The 18247-nt window shown below is 60.5% G+C and carries 14 protein-coding genes; 5 read left to right on the plus strand and 9 right to left on the minus strand.

The window, feature by feature from the left end; all coding sequences use genetic code 11:
- Positions 1–54 precede the first annotated feature (54 nt).
- From JIN84_RS14690 to JIN84_RS14725, 8 genes are all read right to left on the minus strand, one after another.
- On the minus strand, positions 55–6024 hold the full coding sequence (locus JIN84_RS14690; protein ID WP_200351794.1) for a rhamnogalacturonan lyase family protein: 5970 nt from the start codon (positions 6022–6024) through the stop codon (positions 55–57).
- An 86-nt stretch (positions 6025–6110) separates the two neighbouring features.
- Positions 6111–6782: a hypothetical protein gene (locus JIN84_RS14695; RefSeq protein WP_200351795.1), complete on the minus strand. Its 672-nt coding sequence runs from the start codon at positions 6780–6782 to the stop codon at positions 6111–6113.
- A 131-nt stretch (positions 6783–6913) separates the two neighbouring features.
- Entirely contained in the window at positions 6914–8203 is a 1290-nt protein-coding gene (locus tag JIN84_RS14700) for an RNA polymerase sigma factor (RefSeq protein ID WP_200351796.1), read from the minus strand.
- Between the two features lie 98 nt (positions 8204–8301).
- Positions 8302–8700, minus strand: a complete 399-nt coding sequence (locus JIN84_RS14705; protein WP_200351797.1) for a YciI family protein — start codon at positions 8698–8700, stop codon at positions 8302–8304.
- Between the two features lie 14 nt (positions 8701–8714).
- The gene (locus JIN84_RS14710; protein ID WP_200351798.1) at positions 8715–9077 is read right to left on the minus strand and encodes a DUF1428 domain-containing protein; all 363 of its coding nucleotides are present in this window, start codon (positions 9075–9077) and stop codon (positions 8715–8717) included.
- A 23-nt stretch (positions 9078–9100) separates the two neighbouring features.
- Positions 9101–9490, minus strand: coding sequence for a hypothetical protein (locus JIN84_RS14715; RefSeq protein ID WP_200351799.1), 390 nt, complete (start codon positions 9488–9490; stop codon positions 9101–9103).
- A gap of 12 nt (positions 9491–9502) precedes the next feature.
- Positions 9503–10042 carry an SRPBCC family protein gene (locus JIN84_RS14720; RefSeq protein ID WP_200351800.1) on the minus strand — a complete coding sequence of 180 codons (540 nt, stop codon included), beginning with the start codon at positions 10040–10042 and terminating at the stop codon, positions 9503–9505.
- A 22-nt stretch (positions 10043–10064) separates the two neighbouring features.
- A complete protein-coding gene (locus JIN84_RS14725; protein WP_200351801.1) occupies positions 10065–10565 on the minus strand; it encodes an SRPBCC family protein in 501 nt (166 codons plus the stop codon).
- Between the two features lie 125 nt (positions 10566–10690).
- Here JIN84_RS14725 and JIN84_RS14730 point away from each other — a divergent pair, with 125 nt between their 5' ends.
- Positions 10691–12697 (plus strand): ATP-dependent DNA helicase, encoded by a 2007-nt coding sequence (locus JIN84_RS14730; protein ID WP_200351802.1) that lies wholly within the window; start codon positions 10691–10693, stop codon positions 12695–12697.
- 6 nt (positions 12698–12703) lie between these two features.
- Here JIN84_RS14730 and JIN84_RS14735 read toward each other — a convergent pair whose 3' ends face one another.
- Positions 12704–13420: a type I 3-dehydroquinate dehydratase gene (locus JIN84_RS14735; protein ID WP_200351803.1), complete on the minus strand. Its 717-nt coding sequence runs from the start codon at positions 13418–13420 to the stop codon at positions 12704–12706.
- On the opposite strand from JIN84_RS14735, the gene JIN84_RS14740 reads away from it, so the two are divergent.
- The 4 genes from JIN84_RS14740 to JIN84_RS14755 are packed head-to-tail and all read left to right on the plus strand — an operon-like array spanning position 13419 to position 18228.
- Positions 13419–14204, plus strand: a complete 786-nt coding sequence (locus JIN84_RS14740; RefSeq protein ID WP_200351804.1) for an Amuc_1102 family pilus-like protein — start codon at positions 13419–13421, stop codon at positions 14202–14204. The genes JIN84_RS14735 and JIN84_RS14740 overlap by 2 nt on opposite strands.
- A 59-nt stretch (positions 14205–14263) precedes the next feature.
- Positions 14264–16141, plus strand: coding sequence for an Amuc_1101 family PilM-like pilus complex protein (mul2B, locus tag JIN84_RS14745; protein WP_200351805.1), 1878 nt, complete (start codon positions 14264–14266; stop codon positions 16139–16141).
- Between the two features lie 33 nt (positions 16142–16174).
- Positions 16175–17146, plus strand: a complete 972-nt coding sequence (locus JIN84_RS14750; protein ID WP_200351806.1) for an Amuc_1100 family pilus-like protein — start codon at positions 16175–16177, stop codon at positions 17144–17146.
- A 26-nt stretch (positions 17147–17172) separates the two neighbouring features.
- The gene (locus JIN84_RS14755; RefSeq protein WP_200351807.1) at positions 17173–18228 is read left to right on the plus strand and encodes an Amuc_1099 family pilus-like system protein; all 1056 of its coding nucleotides are present in this window, start codon (positions 17173–17175) and stop codon (positions 18226–18228) included.
- Positions 18229–18247 lie beyond the last annotated feature (19 nt).

Raw genomic sequence — 18247 nt, forward strand, 5'->3', positions numbered from 1 at the left:
GGGATGGTCGACGGGTGAAGATTTTTTCAGCCCGTCGGTCCCTCTCCGGAAGATTCACGGCAGCAGGATGATCCGGTAAAACGCTCCGGTCGGCGGTGGTTCGCTATCCGTGAAATGTCCGGGGCCGTCCGTGATCGGTGCGAGGGTTTCCAGCAGTTCCCATGGCCCGGCGGGATCGGCGCCGCGCCGGACTTCGAAGACCAGTCCGGCGGCGGAGGGCCAGGTCAGCGTGAAACCCGAAGGTGTGATGGCACCGGTGGCCTTGAAGGATGACGCGCCGCTTTTCGGATCGAGCCCGAGACGGAACTCGGTTTCGTTGAGGGTGCCGTCTCCATCCGGATCGGCGGCCGGGCCGGCGTTCGGATCGGAGGTGCTGCCAAAATTCGCAAGCTGCCATTCCTCGAAAGGTGTACGGTCCTGCGTGACGATGAGTCTTACTTCGCCAGGCGTGGTCGTGCTGATGGTGGCCTCGTAGCCTGCCGGGAGCGTGCCGATTTGTAGTCCGTCGTCATCGGTCAAGGTGCCGGTGTAGGTGATGAGGATGTGGTTTCCGGCGGTGAAGCCGGCGGTGGGAGTGACGTTGAGGGTCCCTGCGAGTGTCAGGTTTCCGGTGACCGCCACCTTGTCCGGGCTGCTGCCAAGTTCATAGTGGAGCACGCTCGTGGGGGACAGGGTGAGTCCGTTCGCAAGCGTCAGGGTTCCGATGGGAGCACCAGGTGACAGCGTGCCATGACAGGTGACCGCTCCGGCGATGCTGCCGCTGCCACCGAGGGTGGCCGTGGCGGCGACGGTCACCGCGGTGTTGGCGAGCGATCCGGTGACGAGGAGCCTGCCGGTGTTGATGGTGGTGTTGCCGGTATAATTGTTGGTTCCCGCCAGGGTGAGGGATCCGCCGCCGGTCTTGAGCAAATGGGTGATGTTTCCCGCGTTGCCGGCGGTGTTGCCATTGTTGATGCTTCCGGAGAAGGTGGTGGAGGTGTTGTTTCCACCGATGGCATAGGTCACCGCGGAGTTGTATCCACCCGCTCCGCCAAGTGTGGAACCCGCCGCACCGGTGAGCGAGCCAAGTGCGAAAGCGCTGCCCGACCTGCTTCCGAGTCCCCGTGTTCCGAGATCGAACGCCGCGTTCGGGCTGCCGGCGCTGCCGAACAACCGGAACGAGCCGCTGCCGTTGAGGGAAATCGTCCCGGAAAAATCCGTCAGGCTGCCTTCGATGTCGAAAACATTCGTGGCCGTCAGCGTGAGCGTGTGGCTGCCGCTGACGGCCTTGATTCCCTGGGCACCGCTGCCACTGCCACCGGTGATGGTGGAGTTCGCGGTAACGATGATGGGGTTGCCCGGTGTGAGCGCGCCAGTGGCCCATGTTCCTCCGGCGAGAGTGACCGGACCGCTGCCAAGGGCCGCGGCGTTGCCGATGGAAAGCGTTCCTCCGGAAATCATGGTTCCTCCCGAGTAGGTGTTGGCTGTGGCGATGTTCAGAACACCTGCTCCGCTTTTGCCGAGCGCGGTTTCTCCAATGATTTTGCCGTTTCCGGAAAAGGTGTAGTCCTTCGTCGCGTTGACGATGATCTCGTCCGGTTCGACATCGAGCGGGATGTTGACGGGATTCGTCGCATTTCCGGCATCGGTGAAGGAAACGATGGAGCCGTTCGAGAAGGCGAGGTTGCTGCCGGCGTTGGTCCAATTGGCGGAGGTGGTGTCCCAGTTTGAACTGGTGGCGCCGGTCCACGCGAGGTTGGCGGTGCCGGTCTTCTTGGCAAGCGTCATGATGATGGTGCCGGGCGTGGAAATGTCGAATGTGGCGACAAGATTCGTGTCGGCGGGAGCCTGCCACGACAACGCGGGCGTCCCGGCAAGCGTGCCGGTATAGGTCAGCAAGGTGTGGGTTCCCGCGACAGGAGCGGTGCCAGGAATCGGGCGGACGATCAGGGTGGTGCCGAGCGTCAGGTTTCCCTTGATGGAAGGTGGTGTCGCTCCGGGTGTCCCGTGTTCGAGAACCGCTCCATTTTGGAAGACTACATTTCCGGTGATGATGCCGGTGCCGCCGAGGGCCGCGTTGGCGGACACCGTCAGATTGCTGCCGGTGGTGCTGCCGTCGACCCGGAGAGTGCCCGTGCTGACGAGTGTCGCGCCGGTATGGGTGGATGCTCCCGACAGTGTCCAGATGCCGCTGCCGATCTTGGTGACGGCGGTCGTGCCGGTGCTGTTCACGATGGCTCCGGCAAAAGCGGCGTCGGTGTTTTTTCCGCCGATGCGCCAGGTGACCGTGCGTCCCGCGGTGGGACCACCACCGATGCCGGAGGTGGCGGAGCCGGTCAGTTCGCCGATATCGAGGGTGGGGCTGCTGCTGGAAATGTTGTAGTAAACGAATCCGTTCTCACCGACATTGATCGACGATCCTGCGAATCCGAAAGTATTGGTCACACGCATTTCCCCGCCATCCGCCCCGCCGATGAGATTGATCCGGCCGGAGAAGGCTGACCAGTTGCCCTTGAGATCGGTGCGGACATACGGGGTGTAGAAATTGAAGACGCCGCCGCCCGTCAGGGAGCCGGTGAGCGAGCAGCGCCCGTCAGCGTTCAAGCGGCCTGTCGCCCCCGTCGGGACGACGACATTCCAGGCGGCGGTTTCGCTGGCCTGCACGTTCGCCATGGTGAGCGTGCCGTTGTTCAGGGTGACGGAGCCGCTGCCCAATCCGGAACTGTTGGGGCTGGAGCCTGCCAGATAGATGGTGCCCTGGTTGATGGTGGTGCCGCCGGTATAAGTGTTCGCCTTGGCAAGGATGAGGGTGCCGGGACCGGTTTTCACGAGGCCGCCGCTGCCTCCGATGGCTCCGCTGATCTGCATGGAGCTGCCGTTCGTCGCGATGTCGAAGCCGCCGCCGGACGCCGCGAGGGTAAGGCTGCGGTTTGTGTTCGTCTGCGATCCGGTGAGCCGCAGCGTGCCACCATTGATGACGAAATTGCCCGCGGCGGCGGTGGCGGCACCGATGGAACCGGGCGTGCCCGCATCGCCCAAGGAATCGATGGCGAGCACGCCGCCATTGAGCAGGGTGGGTCCGGTGTAGTCGTTGACGGTGGAAATGGTGAGTGTTCCGGTTCCCGACTTGGTGAGACCGCCGCTCCCGCTGATGGAGCCGCTGCCGGTGAGCGTGTAGTCGGACGCGGAGTTCACCGTCAGACTGCCGACGGGCAGGGCTCCGGTGAGAGTGGCGATGGGGGAGGCGGAACCGCTGCCGTTGAAGGTGACGTGGTCGCCGGATACGAAGACATCGGGTTCTCCCTCAGCGAGCCAATTCGCGGAACCCGCGAGATCCCAGGCCCCGCCGCTGCCACGCCAGACGACGCTGGCGGGTGGCCGGGTCACGGGGATGATGAGATTCACCTGACCTGATCCCGCCGTCAGGGTATGGGGTGTGCCGGGCGGGACGGTGACGGCGAAGTTCGAGACATTGCCAGTGAGCGTGCCGGAATAGGTCGCAAGAGTGTAGGTGCCGGGGGAGAGAGTGCCTTCGAGAGCCTTGATGACGATTCCCACCTTCCCGGCCAAGCTCAGGTTGCCCGTGATGGCGATGCGGTCGCTTGTTCCGGCGGGGCCGGCCGCGAGATCGAAGGCGAAATAGGAACCGTCCTGGGCGGTAAGGCCGTTGGTAAAATTCAACGTGCCCGCACTTCCCATGCCGTCACCCGGAGTGATCGCTCCACGGTAGCCGAGTGTGACGGGTTGGGAGAAGGTGCCGGTGCCGCCGATCCTGCCGCCCGTCAGACCCGCGGCGGGGGCTCCACCCCAAATGCCACCCCAGACGGTGACGGGACTTTGTTGCAGATTTCCATTCAGGATCAGCGCGCCATCCCAGACGGTTGTTCTGCCGGTGTAGTTGTGGTTTCCCGTGAGGGTCATGCCTCCGGCTCCGTTTTTCACGAGCGGCATCGTGCCCGACAGGCTTCCTCCGCTGCCGTCAAAGACGTGGGACTTGGGCGAGGAAAAGGTGAGGGAAGACGGCTGGAGCGTGCCGCTCAGAGCTATGGTCGTGGTGTTGTTCGCTCCGATGTCGAAACGCACGCTGTCGCCATTGGTGAACGTGCTGTTGGAGCTGCCATTCAGCCAGCCCGGTGTGGTGGTGTCCCAAACGGTGTTACCCGGGCCACCGCGCCAGGTGAGTTTCGCATCCGCCATCGGGGCGGGTGGTGGAGGTGTCATGCCGGTGCCGAGGTAGTAATCCACGTAGTTCGCCTGCACGTAACCCTTGGTGGTGGCCTGCATGCGGTACTGGGGATTGTGCATCAACGTGTAGATGCGGGTGACGGAACCGGTCTTCGGCGTGTAGATCCGCAGTTCCGAATTGTCGTTCGCGACGCACAGCAGCTCCTCGCGCCAGTCGCCGAGGATGTCGCCCCAGAAGGCGGGGCGGCCGCCGTAGGCCTGATAGACGCCGGGAGGGGTTTCGTTGTAGATGGTGTAGAGGCGGGAGAAGCCTCCGGGATTCGCCGGATTGAATTTGCTGATGGCCGGACTCTCCGCCGTGCTGCCGACGGTGGCGATGAACTCGCGGCTGAGGTCGGCGTCCCACCAGATGGCTTCCGGCGGGAACGGCTGGCTCGGATAGATCTGGACACCCTTCGAGTTGTAAATGCCCGGCTGGGTGGAGAAAAATTCACACCCTTTCCATGACGGATCCATGTCCGCGACCACGCCACGTCCGACATCGACGACTCCGCCCGCATACCATTTCCTGATCATTCTGCCATTGCCGGGATCGAAGAGCGCGGTGGCCAGTCCGGTGCCGTTGTTCTGCTGGATGACGAAGTTTTCCAAGCCGGGCCGGTCAGGGTCGATGTCCGTCAGATGGAAGCGGTCGCCGTGGACGATTTCGCCGATGTTGAACAACTGGGTGCCGTTGTCATCAAGCACGTAGCCGATGTCGACGAACTCGTCCTTGCCGTCGTTGTCCACGTCGGCGATGCGGATCTGATGTCCCTCCGGGGCATGGAGGGCGCCGGAGTCCATCCATGACCAACGCTGGCCGAGCGCGCCACCGCGCCAATCCCACGCGGTGATGACGCCGTGGAAGTCATTGTTCGAATCACGGTTTTTCGCGGCGAGAATGACCGAAGGACGCAGCCCGTCCAGATAGGCGATGCCCATGTGACCGTTCATCGGGCCGTCCGCGAGACGTGGATTCGGCACGGGGGCGCGGGCCATCTCCGCGCCTGTCATGCCATTGACGATGGACAGGAACTGGGCGTTGTCACTGGCACCGCCGCTGACGACGGCTCCGTTTCCGAAGACCACGCCGTTCGAAGTGCGGACGATGACTTCTGATTTTCCATCACCGTCCATGTCATACACCGTGACGTTGTCTCCATGTCCGATGCCGATGGCGGACGAACCCGGTTCGATGTTGTAGTGATAGACACTGTTCGGCCCCATGTTCATCTGCCAGAGCAGGGTGCCGTCGCGCTTGTAGGCCTGCAGCCACTGGCGTGCCTCCACATTCGGATTCGTGCGGTCCACCACGAAATCATATTCGCCATCACCATCGAGGTCGCCGACCCAGCAGAATTTCACCCGGTAGGACGCGGTCGGTGTGTCGTCCGGAGTCGGTCGGATGGGGACGGGGATGTATTGGCGGGTGGGAGGGGCTACCGGAAGCGTGAATGGTGTGCTGGAGGGATGTGCCCATATGTCCTGCGTCTCCACTCCTGACAGAACGGGTTTTACGGAATAGGAATAACCCGTGCCAGCCAGGTTCGGCGGGGTGTCGAGATAGTCGCTGGTGGCGGTGAGCGGCGTGGCGTTGATTTTCACCGCAGTCGCGCCATTGGCCGAACGGTAGAGGTTGAACGCGACATCCGGAGGATCATTTCCGAGCAGCCTCCAGCCGATGTAAACCTGCGTGCTGTTCGTCCTGACGGCTACGATGCCGCGGCCCAGGCGTTCCATCTGCCTTTGGGCTGAGGCGGGGTTGGTGAAAAACAACGCCGTGACGCAGGCGATGGTGGATTTGAGAAGCAGGCGGTTCATGGGTTTGCAGCCGGAGGACGGGATGATCCCGCCCTGTCATGCGAAAGGTCTGCGGTGACCCGGACGGCGTCCATCACACGAACGGGTTAAGCCCCTTCGTCGAGACCTCGCCAGCTCCGTCGGGCGAGGAGAATGACCACGCCCGCCGTGATGATGAACAGGCCGATGCCCGCGATCTTTTCAATATCCGGAGACCCGGCTTCGGATGCGGGCGCCGGAACTTCCTTCGGTTTCATCGTATGATCCACCGGGGCCAGTGAAAACGTGAGCGAGGGATCACGGGCATCGACGGTTTTCTTTTCCAGCGGTTCCGCATCACGGTTGAAGCGGGAGGCGGTGCAATCGAACACCGCCATGGCTCCGCTTTCCAGATTGCCGAATCGTGGGAAAAATTCCGCCTTCACCGAGACCGGCCAGATCCGGGGCCGTGGGTAGGTCAGGATGAAGGCGATGTCATCCTGCACCTCGGACAGGCATTCCACCTGATCCGGCAGCAAGGGGTCTCCACCCGCGATGATAGAAATCAGATGGGTGGGGGATTGTTCCAGAAGTGCCTTGGCAGCCGCCTGCCCGGCCTCGTCGGTGATCGGAGGGATGCCGTTTCCGAGCAAGGCTTGGGCGAACGGGATCGACGTGCGGACGACCACCCGCATGTTGTCGGGAAAAACGCGGATTTCCGTGTCGTTCTCAAATCCGACATGGGCACGCGCGAAGTTGCCAAGCGCGAGAATCAGGAGGATGGAAAAACGGTGCGGCACGGTGATATGGAAAACGGATGACCGTGTTCCGCGCCGCTTGCATCGGTCGTCGCGGCACGGATGGTTCTGAACCTCCACTACAAGCACGGCATGACGATCTCGTGTCGATACCCTGAACGGGTGAGGCGGGGTCACGAGGGGTGGGCTTCGTAGCCTTGAAGCTGTTTCAGAAGAAAGGATTGTTCGGATTTCACCTCGGCCAGATCGAGCGCTTTCTGGAGATGGCGGACGGCGGTCTGGTAGTTTCCAAGCTGGGCCTCGAATTCACCCAGCACGGCGTGGATGAGATAATAGTTTTCCAACGGTTTGCGGTTCCGGATGGCCTCGACCGCCTCGATTCCGGCGGCAGGGCCCCGGACCTTCGCGACGGCGACCGCGCGGTTCAGGGCGATGATGGGAGAGTCGTTGATCCCGAGCCACTGGTCGTAGCGGTTGAGAATGCCGGGCCAGTCGGTGGACGCGTCGTCGCCGGCGGTGGCGTGGCTGGCGGCGATGATGGCCTGCAAATGGTATTCGCTCAGGCTGTCGCCCTCGGCGGAGAGAGTGAGATGGTGAAGCCCTTGCGCGATCATCGGGCGGTGCCAGGTGCCGCGGTCCTGATCGGCGAGGCGGAGAAGTCCGCCTTGTGGGTCCAGACGTCCGGGGAGGCGCGCGGCATTCAGCAGCATCAGGGCGAGCAGCGCGTGCGTGCGGGGCTGGCTTGTGGCGGGATGATCCGCCAGCAGTGTGGTGAGACCGATGGCTTCGGCGCAGAGATCCTCCCGGATGAGGTTGTCGCCGCTGGAGGCCTTGTAGCCTTCGTTGAACAAAAGATAGAGCACATGGAGCACGCTTTCGAGCCGGGGTGCGAGGTCCGGGCCGGACGGGATTTCAAAAGGGATCCCGAGGTCGCGGATCTTCTGGCGGGCGCGTGTCAGCCGTTTCGCGATGGCCGCCTCGCTGGTGATGTAGGCTTTGGCGATTTCTCCGGGACTGAATCCGCAGAGAGTTTTGAGCGCGAGCGCGGATTGGTCGTCCTGGGAAACCAGCGGGTGGCAACAGGCGAATATGAGACGCAGGCGGTCGTCCTTGATCTCGTCATCGAAGCGGGGCTGAGAATCCACAGACGAATCACCGGACCAGTTTTCAAGCGTGGCGATGATCGCCGGTTGCTTGGTGTGGAAGGATTTTTCCCGGCGGATGATATCAAGCGCACGGTTGCGTGCGGTCTGCATGAGCCATGCGGCGGGATTTTCCGGGATGCCGTGGTAGGGCCAGGTTTGCAAGGCGCGGATCATCGCCTCCTGCACCACGTCTTCGGCGAGTTGCAGCCGCGCCATGCCGAAGAGGCCCGTTAGCGCCGAGACTAGCTTGCCCGCCTCCTGGCGGAAAAGATGTTCGGTGAGCCGGGGGATTTCCTGGGAGGATGAGGAGAAGGTCATGCTGCTGATGGGAGAGTGCGGCGGCGGGAGACAATGGGCGGGGGGCGATTCGATCCGGAATGGTTCCGGACCCGGCCGCCGCACTCCAGGGAGAAACATCAGACCGCCGCTTCCATTTCGCGGTAGATCTTGTTCGCGGGGCAGGCTTCCGCGACAGGGCGGACCTCGACGGTGAGTCCGTATGGGATCATCGGGTTCTGCCGGGCGATGGCCATTGCTTGCTCGAAATCCTCCACTTCAAGCAGCAGATAGCCGCCGATGGATTCCTTGGACTCGGTGAAGGGGCCGTCCGCGACGTTGCCGTTCTTGTAGGAGATGGTCCTGCCCTCGCCTTCGAGAGGCTGGGCTCCCTTTGCTTTTCCCTCGCGGGCGAGGCCGTCGAACCATGCGTTGGTGCGGCCCATGATCTCCTGGATCTCCTGGGCGGAAAGCTCGCGGTGCCAGTTCGTGCCACGGAAAAGCAGGAGGTATTGGGATTTTGCGGGTGAAGTGCTCATGGTCTTGGTTTTGATCAGGCGTTCACGATGACCTTGAAGCCTCCGTAAGACATCTTGGAACAGTCGAAGGTGGAATCGTTGGGATCCATCATTTCCTGCATGCGGGGATCCGCCATGACCTTGGCATTGACATCGTCACGATGCTCGCGGGAACTATAGGTGATCCATGCGAACACGACGGTGTCTTCCGGGCCCGCGTTCGCGAGTCTGGGGAACGACACCATGTTCTCCACTTCCAGGTCGTCGCCGACACACTCGAAATAATCGATCGCTCCGTGTTCGCGCCAGAGGGCTCCGGCCTTTTCCGCGATGACGCGGTATTTCTCGATATTGGCCTTCGGGACCGGGATGACAAATCCATCTACGTAGTTTTTCATGATATCAGGTTTTGGTTGGTGGTTCAGTGGTTGAGAAGGGCGGTGAATTTCGCGCGGGCGGCCCAGAGCAGGTAGGCGGCGAGGAGGCAGAAAAGGATCAGGACCGGATTGACCAGGCTTGCGGGACTGTCGACGAAGGCGTGGTAGGCGATGATGTTCAGGATGACCGGTCCCAGGAACAACAGCCCGATGTTCCGCGTAAGGGGAATGGCGCATAATATTCCGCCGATAAGTTCACAGACCTTGACGAAGTCCATATAGCCGGTAGGGCCGAAAGCTTGGTAAAAATGCATGATGGGAGATCCTTCCGGCGCCTGGGGAGGAATGCCCCTGAATTTGAAGAAGTATAAAAGTGAAAAAGCGACGAAGGCGGCGCCGAGCAATCCTCCGGCAATGTTGGTTATGTGTTTCATGATGATGGTTGATTAATTGGCACCTTGAGTTTCGACGATCTTCTTCAGGTCCGCCAGCCCCTTTTCGAAGTCGCCTCCTATCATCTTGTCGCAATCAACGAAGAGGCTGAAGGCCTTGAAAAAGAAGGTGTTTTTTCCGGTCATCGTCCAGGTGACGACGGTTTGACCTCCTTCCGGCTTGAAAGTGAAGTCCGCGAAGTTCGTCCCGGCGAAGGGCTTTCTGAACTCCAGTTTGAACCGCACGGATTCGTCAGGCTCGCTGCCGGTGACGCTCATGGTGCCTTCCCCGACGTCGTTGTTTCCAGCCCAGCTCATCGATGAGCCAACGCCCGCGGGCGGACCTTCGAAGGTGTTCTTCGCCGCCGGGTCTTTCTTCGCCCATGGCGACCAGGCCTGCCACTTGTGCAGGTCGTTCACATGAGGAAACACGGCGGAAGGCGGGGCGGAAATGGTGGCGGTCCGCCGATAGCTGAAATCGGCGGGGCGCGAGGCCACCACGATCACGAAGATGAGAATGATGACGCCGAGGGCGATCAGGATTTTGGCAATCATGACAGAGTGGATGGAGAATGGTTCATGCCTTCATGGCGAGCGCCGCCAACTGGTCGGTGGCGATGCCCCACCCCTCATGGAAGCCCATCTTCTCATGGGTCTCGCGGTCGGCGGCGGTCCAGTGGAGCACCCGTGCCGTGTAGCGGGTGCCGCCATCCTCGTCCTCGAAGGTGAGGCAGATGGTGATGAAAGGTTTTTCCGAAGGCTCCCATGCCTTCGTGTAGGCGTCCGTCAGGACGAGGCGCTCGTTCTCGACGACTTCCAGATAGATGCCGCGATTCGGAACATCCACTCCATCGGGACCGCGCATCACGATGTAATTCGAGCCGCCCGGGCGGACATCAAGTTCCGCATGCACGGTGAGATAGGGCGGGGGAGTGAACCATTGCACGAGCAGCTTGGGATCGGTCCAGGCTTGGTAGACTTTCGCACGTGGAGCGGCGATGTGGCGGCTGATGGCGAGCTCACGTTCGGCAAGGGATGGGGCGGTGTTTTCCATGACGGTTGGGTAGGTTTCATTCATACGACGACCGGGACGTCGCGTTCAGGACAATTGTGGATAAATTTTTTCGAAATTAAAAAAGGGAATCGAACGCGCCGTGAAAGGTGCTTGGCAGACGGGTCAATGCGGGATGCGATGGCCGGGAGATGATTTCCATCACCGAAGGCACCCCCATTCCCGGCTTCAGCGAGTCGGTGCGTGACGCATTTTCGCGCAAGGGGGCCATGGCGAAATCGAGGGATTTTGAATATCGCCCACAGCAGCAGGAACTTGCGGTGGCGGTGGCTGAGTCGCTCATCGCGGCGAATCCTCTGGTGGCGGAGGCCGGAACCGGAGTAGGGAAGTCCCTGGCGTATCTGCTGCCCGCCGCCCGATTCGCACTGGAGACGGGGCGGAAAGGAATCATTTCCACGCATACCATCAATCTGCAGGAACAATTGGTGAGGAAGGATATTCCGATCGTCAGGAAAATCCTGGGCGAGGAATTGCCGGCGGTGTTGCTGAAAGGCCGCCAGAATTACCTTTGTCCGCTGAGACTCCGGCGTGCTTTCGAGCAGGCGGGGGATCTTTTCACCGCTTCGGAAAATGACGAGCTGGAAGCGATCAGCAGGTGGGCGGAAGGCACCCGTGACGGGACCCTCAGCGATCTGGATTTCCAACCGCAGATGAAGGTGTGGCTGCAGGTCTGCAGCGAGGCGCACCTGTGCACTTCCCGGCATTGCGGACCACGGGGAAACTGTTTTTTCCAGGAAGCTCGCAAGGCGGCGGCGGACGCGAAGCTGATCGTGGTGAACCACACGCTCTTCTTCGCGCTGCTGAATACGGACGAGCCGCCGGACGGTGAGGAAGACGCGAAAAAAACCGGAGGCTTTCTTTTTCCCAACGATTTCGCGGTGCTTGATGAGGCGCACACGATCGAGCAGGTCGCGGCGATCCAGCTCGGACTGCGGGTCTCTCAATCCGGCCTCCGTTTCGACCTGCAGCGGCTCTACCATCCACGGACCCGCAAGGGACTACTGAAAGCATTCCGGAAGGCAACGGCCCTGACGGCCGTGGAGGAGGCCTTGGTCGCGGCGGACCGGTTTTTCCATCAGGTGGGGGACGTGGCGAAGTTCGGAAATTTCTCGAAAGAGTTCCGCGTGCTTCAGCCGGAACTGGTGGCGAACACGCTCGCGGCACCCCTCAGGAATCTCTGGGCGGAGATCGACAATCTCGCGGCGGAGGTGGAGTCCGAGACGACCCGGTCCGAACTGCAGGATGCGTCGCGGCGGTTGCGGGAGGCGCATGGATCAGTAGGAGCATTTCTGGATCAGGCGGCGGACGACAGCGTCTACTGGGTGGAGCGCAGTGGCAGGGACGAGCAGCAGTTCAGCCTTCACGCCGCTCCGGTGAAAGTCGCGGACAAGCTGCGCCCGCTGCTTTTCACCGGCAAAAAAAGCCTGGTGATGGTCAGTGCGACACTCGGCGTGGGCGATCCGAAACTCGGCTATTTCCGTGGCCGGGTGGGGGCGGACAACGCGCGTGCGTTGTGCATCGGCAGTCCTTTCGACTACCAGAGGCAGATGCAGATCCGCATCTACAAGAGCGTGCCGGACCCGGGCACGCCGCAGTATGACGAACTTCTGGCCGAAGCCATCAGGCTTTCATTGTTGGAGAGTGATGGCCGGGCGTTCGTGCTTTTCACCAGCTACAAGACGATGCGCGACGCGGCACAACGGCTGGAGCATTTTTTCAAGGTGCAGCGCTGGCGGATCTTCATTCAGGGTGACGGCATGCCGCGGCATCGCATGATCGAGGAATTCCGCAACGACGTGCACAGCGTTTTATTTGGGACCGACAGCTTTTGGACAGGGGTGGACGTGCCGGGGGAGGCGCTTTCAAACGTCATCGTCACCCGCCTGCCGTTCGCGGTGCCGGATCATCCGCTGACCGCCTCGCGGCTGGAAGCCATTGAAGCCGCGGGCGGAAATCCGTTCATGGAATATTCGGTGCCGGAGGCCATCCTGAAGATGCGGCAGGGGGTCGGACGCCTGATCCGCACGGAGCGCGACAAGGGGCTGGTGTGCATCCTGGACAACCGGATTCTGACCAAACGTTACGGACAGGCATTCCTCAAGGCACTGCCGGACGCTCCGGTGGAGGTGATCGGTTAGAGATTGTTAGATCCGGAATTGCGACAGCCGGGAAACCGCTTGTTTCAGCAACGCGCTGTCCCACTGGCCCGGTGCGGTGGCGGTGTTTCCGAGGAAACCATAGTTGAAATGACTGCCGCACTGGGCGCAAAGCAATCGGGAAACGGGGGCCAGTGGTCCCATGCCCATGGTCGAGACGGGGATGCCGTGATCGGCCAACTGGAATTCTGACAAGCGTGTGAGATCCGCTGGCGTTACCATTTTCGCCGCAGCCTTGAACATTGCCGCACCTGCTGCCTTCGCCGCTGCGGCGGCTTCTTCGAGCCTGGCTGTCTCAGGGAGTTTCTCAAAATCATGATAAGAAGCCAGCCATGGAATTTTTCTGGCCGTGAGTTCTGCCAGAATGTCTCCGCATTCGGCGATGCTGGCGACCTCGATATCCACCCAAGCCGCTGATTCCAAGGAAGTTTCCAGCAAGTTCATGCGTTCGCGGGCCGAGAGGTCCGACGCCCCTCCCTCTTCCTTTCTGCGTGCGGTGAACAACAGCGGAATCCCCCGCAGGTGTGCCCACATTTCAGGTCGGACGGTTGGAGAATCCGCTTGAAGCAGATCGAGCCGGATTTCCGCGAGATCGCAGGCTTCATGAGCCGTGTGATTGTCAATATTTTGTAAATCTGAAAGACTTCCGAAGCTTCCCACAACCCGCGGTTGACCGTCTTCCAGCAATATTTTCGCGCTCGCCATGAAAGAAGTGATGCGTGCCAAACGGCGGTTCGTCAACCGCTTGTGGCTTGCGGGAGGTCTCCTTGTATTTACTTCGTTCGGAATTTTGCGAGAAATCGTGATTTTCTCTGGTCAACCCGAAATCGAATTCCCTAGGTTCCTTCAAAACCTGAACCGCATGAACATTTTACCCCGCTTTTCCGCCTTTATCGCCACTTCTGCAGTTGTCGCAGCCCTTTCCGTAGGTAGTGCATTTGGCCAAGCCGCCAAGGTTGTTGTCGAGAAGCCTGTGTTCGACGATCTTCCTTCCCCTGAATTTTCCGGTGGCAAGCAGAAGTCCTTCAAGCCGGGTGACTGGCTTGAAATGGAAGCGAAATTGAAAGTCTCGCTCGCTCCCGAGCCACCTTCCAAGACCGCCGAAAAAATCACCGTCAAGTGGTATATCGCTGTCAAAAACCCTGATAAGGCGGGCACCTTCCTGCTTCTCACCAAGACGGTTGAGCACGTCAACGTCCCCTTGGAGCAGGAAGTTTACTGCTCGGCATACCTCTCGCCCGCTTCGATCAAGCGTCTCACCGGTTCCGATAAAGGCGGTAAGAACGCGGTCGAGTTCGTCGGTTACGAAGTGCTCGTGAACGGGGAGAAGAAAGCGGAGGAGACCAACAAGGGGAAAGCCGGTTGGTGGAACGCCGCCTCGGACAAGATTTCCCGCAGCGAATCGGTGCCGCTTCTCTCGAAGCTGGAAACACCGTTCGCCAACATGTGGTGGGACCGCTATGCGGAAGTGGGCGTGGAACGCCGCTGAGCAGAGCACTGTTGTTATTTCACCCGGCAAGGCATTTTCCTCTCTTCATTCATTGAATCATGGCTGACAATCAGACCACCGTCGCACTTAATATCGGATCTCAACGCGTTGGGATGGCCGTTTTCGAAGGCTCGAAAAACGGCGGCTTAGTCCTCAAGTCCTACGACTCGGAAACCATCGTGGCTGATCCTGCGATGGAGGCCGCGAAGGCATCCCAGATCCGGATCGCCATCGCGGACCTGGCCCAGCGCCTCAAGGTTGGCAAGACCAAGGCCCGTTATGCCATTTCCGGCCAATCGGTTTTCACCCGCTTCGTGAAACTGCCGCCGCTGCAGGATGACAACATCGAGCAGCTCGTTACTTTCGAAGCCCAGCAGCATGTTCCTTTCCCGCTCGCCGAAGTCGTTTGGGACTACGAGTTGATCGAAGGAGCCGATGAGAAGGAAGTCGTCATCGTCGCCATCAAGGCCGACGCGCTGGATGAGATCAACACCTCGGTCAACGACAGCGGCCTCGGCACCTCCGAAGTCGATGTCGCGCCGATGGCTCTCTACAACGCCTTCCGCGCCACCTATGGCAATCCGGATGAGCCGATCCTGCTGATCGACATCGGAGCCAAAACCAGCAACCTGCTTTACATCGAGGGACGCCGCTTCTTCACCCGCAGCATCGCCATCGGTGGTGGCGCGGTCACCGCGGCGATCGCGAAAGAATACGGCATCTCCTTCATGGATGCCGAGCACCAGAAGATCGCCAACGGACTCGTCGCTCTCGGCGGCGGCCACACCGAGCAACTGGATGAGACCGTCGCCGCTCTTGCGATGGTCATCCGCAACGCCCTCACCCGTCTTCCTGCGGAAATCGCCCGCACGACCAACTACTACCGCAGCCAGCACGGCGGCAGCGCGCCACGCCGCATCCTTCTCGCCGGTGGCGGTGCGAACCTTCCTTACACACTGGAATTCTTCCAGGAGAAGCTCAACCTGCCTGTCGAATACTTCAATCCCGTCCGCAATGTCACGGTGGGCAAGGGAGTCGATGCCGCGGTCATCCAGCGCGAAGGCCACCTCATGGGTGAGCTCGTCGGCTTGGGGCTCCGTAGCGTTGGCAAGGCCGCCATCAGCATCGATCTCGTGCCACAAGTGGTCGAGCAAGCCCGCGCGGCGGACAAGCGCAAGCCGTTCCTCATCGGCGCGGCGGTCATCCTTCTCGGTGGTTTCGCCGCTTGGGCCGCCTTCCAGAACCTCGCCGCTTCCAAGGCTGCCGAAGAGGCGACCCGGATGTCCGACAGCCGGGACAACCTGGCTCCCATCAAGAACGACATCGCCGCCCTCCTGAAAAGGGAAGACTCGCTCCGTAAAATCGCCACCGCATATACCGATGCCGAAAGGGATCACGCATTCTGGCTCGATCTGCTCGCCGAAGTCCGCGGTGCTTTCGCCAGCGATGCTGTCTGGGTGACGGATATCGAACCACTCAGCGGTTACGATCCACTTGCCGAGGTAGAAAAAACCACAGGAAAAGCCGGAGCCGCCAAGGCGAAAAGCGGCAAGTCGGTGATCAAGCCGGAATTCGCAGCCGTCGCTTATGGCCAGACCGCCATGGTGGACGTCAGGGCCGACGAACCCGAGGCCGGCAAAAGGCCCGCCCGTAACGCGAAGCCGGTTGATGCGGCTCCATCCGGAACCGCCAATGCCGTCCGCATCCGTGGCTTCTGGCGTCAGACTCCGAAAGGTCAGAACGTGGTTTCCGAACTCTTGAAGAACCTCCGCGACAAATCGGCCCTGTTCCAATTCAAGACCAAGGACACCAAGGGAGCTGAAACCGTGCTTCCTGATAACAAGATCCTCGACATCACCGTCCAAGGCGCCGCAGGCGAACTCGCACTTCCTTTTGAAATCACCCTGCCGCTGGCCCGCGAGGTCGTCATCAAGTAATCACGACCCGATAACCCATTTGCCATTTGAATCATGAATTGGATCAAGGAAAACAAGTTTCTCGCAGGCCTCGCCGGCGGAACCCTCGGCGGAGCGATCGTGCTCCTCGTTGTCGGTATGCTCGGCTCGGGCAAATATGACACCGCGAAGGAGAATTTCGACACTTCGTATGAAGAAGCGTCCGGCTTTGAAAAGCTTCCGCTCTACCCGAAAACCGAGCACAAGGATGCCAAGAACAAGGCGCTCGGCGAATATGTCAAGCTGGTCGAGGCGCTTCAGACCGATTTCGAACCCTTCCGCCCGAAGGAAATCAAGAACGTCAGCCCCCAGGAGTTCACCGACTCGCTGCTCGCGGCGAACTCGGAAGTCCGCAAGGCTTTTGAAGAGGGGGCGACTGTCGTTCCCGAGCCCTTTTTCCTGGGCTTCGAGCGATACAAGACCAGCCTCGCCTCAGGTAACAACACCGGTGTCCTCAACTATCAGCTTGGTGCCATCAAGTCGCTGTTGCTCGCCCTCGCGAAAGCAAAACCCACCGAGCTGAAAAACTTCTATCGTCAGCCGCTTCCGGAAGAAGACAACCAAACGTTCGCGGCGGCTGATGCGTCGGTCGCAAGGGCGTTTCCGATGGAGCTGACCTTCACCGGAGCTGAAAAGTCAGTCCGTGAGTTCTTGTCGGCACTTTCGAAAATCGACAAGCAGTACGTTGTCATCCGCGCCCTGCGCATCGGCAACATCAAGAAAGACCCGCCACGCACTACCGATGCCCAGTTTGACAAGCCTGCGGGCGAGGAAAAACCGGCAAGCGGTGGCGGTGAGGCATTCTCCGGCGGCTTCGTCCTGCCAGGTGATGATGCTGCCGCTCCAGCCGCGGACGCTTCCGCGCCAGCCGCTCCGGCGGCGGCCGATTCCAGCCGTATCCTTTCCCAAGTGCTTGGAACCGAGCAGCTGCAAGTGTTTCTCCGCTTGGACCTCCTCGAATTCCTTCCTGCGAAGAAACTTCCTTAATCCAGACAAAAGCCCATTTTCCAACCATGTCCTGGTTTTCACAGAATTACGAAAAAGCCGCCCTCGGCGGAGCCGTTGCCGTCGCCTTAGGCCTTTCCTATTTGGGATGGTCCAAACTCGGGGGGGTCGAAGAAGAATTCGGATCCGAACTCAAGGGGACTGGTGCGACCAGCGCCGCCGTGAAGGATGCCGATCTCATTCCCAAGGCCAAGTCTTCCATGCAGCTTGACCGCACGGTGGGTCAGGGTCTCGCGGCAGGCGAACGCCCGGTGGATCTTTTCACCGGTATCCCGCTCTTCATTGCCAGCGCCAATCCGGAAGTGGCCATCGACCCAACCAACGACCAGCCGATTCATCCGCCCATTCCGAATACTTGGTGGATTGAGAACCGCCTCGATCCGGGCTTCGCCGATTCACCGAACCGGGATCCCGACCAGGATGGATTCTCGAACAAGGAGGAATACGAGGCAAAGACCGATCCCAACAATGCCAAATCGGTTCCTTCCCTCATCGCGAAGCTCAAATACTCCCGTGATGAAAGCCTGAAGTGGGTGCTCCGCCCCACCTATGGTGACAACGGAAGCTTCCCTTTCAACTTCTTCGACAGCAAGGGTGGCGTGAACAAGACCGGTGCGGCCGACATGATCCCGCCAGGTGGATTGTTCTTCACCAAGGGTGTCATGCTGAACCGCTTCAAACTTCTCGGTTCAGAGATCAGGCGTGAGATGAATCCGAAGACCAACGTCGAGATGGAGATCACCTACGTCCGCATCGAGGACCAGCGCCCGAACAAGAAGGGCACCGTTTACGAATATCCCGCGCCGTTGTCGGAAGAGCGCATGAACGAGCATGCCAAGTATGACCGCACCGCCATCCTCTCTCTGGAAGCGGTCGGCTATGCCGGCAAGGAATTCAAAGTCGAGGAGAACACCACGTTCGCCCTTCCTCCGGATGGTCCGAAGAAGGACTACCTCGCAAAAGTCGTCACACCGGAATCGGTCACCATCGAATACACCAATGCCGCCGGTGAGAAGAAATCGGTCCAGATCAGCAAGGGTGGCATGCCCCAGATCACCGAATAAGATCCCCTAAAAAATCGCT

The sequence above is a fragment of the Luteolibacter yonseiensis genome (assembly GCF_016595465.1).
Classification (GTDB): Bacteria; Verrucomicrobiota; Verrucomicrobiia; order Verrucomicrobiales; family Akkermansiaceae; genus Luteolibacter; species Luteolibacter yonseiensis.

Coding starts and splice junctions, on each gene's coding strand:
- JIN84_RS14690 (WP_200351794.1), bottom strand. CDS start 6,024: ATGAACCGCCTGCTTCTCAAATCCACCATCGCCTGCGTCACGGCGTTG.
- JIN84_RS14700 (WP_200351796.1), bottom strand. CDS start 8,203: ATGACCTTCTCCTCATCCTCCCAGGAAATCCCCCGGCTCACCGAACAT.
- JIN84_RS14705 (WP_200351797.1), bottom strand. CDS start 8,700: ATGAGCACTTCACCCGCAAAATCCCAATACCTCCTGCTTTTCCGTGGC.
- JIN84_RS14710 (WP_200351798.1), bottom strand. CDS start 9,077: ATGAAAAACTACGTAGATGGATTTGTCATCCCGGTCCCGAAGGCCAAT.
- JIN84_RS14715 (WP_200351799.1), bottom strand. CDS start 9,490: ATGAAACACATAACCAACATTGCCGGAGGATTGCTCGGCGCCGCCTTC.
- JIN84_RS14720 (WP_200351800.1), bottom strand. CDS start 10,042: ATGATTGCCAAAATCCTGATCGCCCTCGGCGTCATCATTCTCATCTTC.
- JIN84_RS14725 (WP_200351801.1), bottom strand. CDS start 10,565: ATGAATGAAACCTACCCAACCGTCATGGAAAACACCGCCCCATCCCTT.
- JIN84_RS14730 (WP_200351802.1), top strand. CDS start 10,691: ATGATTTCCATCACCGAAGGCACCCCCATTCCCGGCTTCAGCGAGTCG.
- JIN84_RS14740 (WP_200351804.1), top strand. CDS start 13,419: ATGAAAGAAGTGATGCGTGCCAAACGGCGGTTCGTCAACCGCTTGTGG.
- JIN84_RS14735 (WP_200351803.1), bottom strand. CDS start 13,420: ATGGCGAGCGCGAAAATATTGCTGGAAGACGGTCAACCGCGGGTTGTG.
- mul2B (WP_200351805.1), top strand. CDS start 14,264: ATGGCTGACAATCAGACCACCGTCGCACTTAATATCGGATCTCAACGC.
- JIN84_RS14750 (WP_200351806.1), top strand. CDS start 16,175: ATGAATTGGATCAAGGAAAACAAGTTTCTCGCAGGCCTCGCCGGCGGA.
- JIN84_RS14755 (WP_200351807.1), top strand. CDS start 17,173: ATGTCCTGGTTTTCACAGAATTACGAAAAAGCCGCCCTCGGCGGAGCC.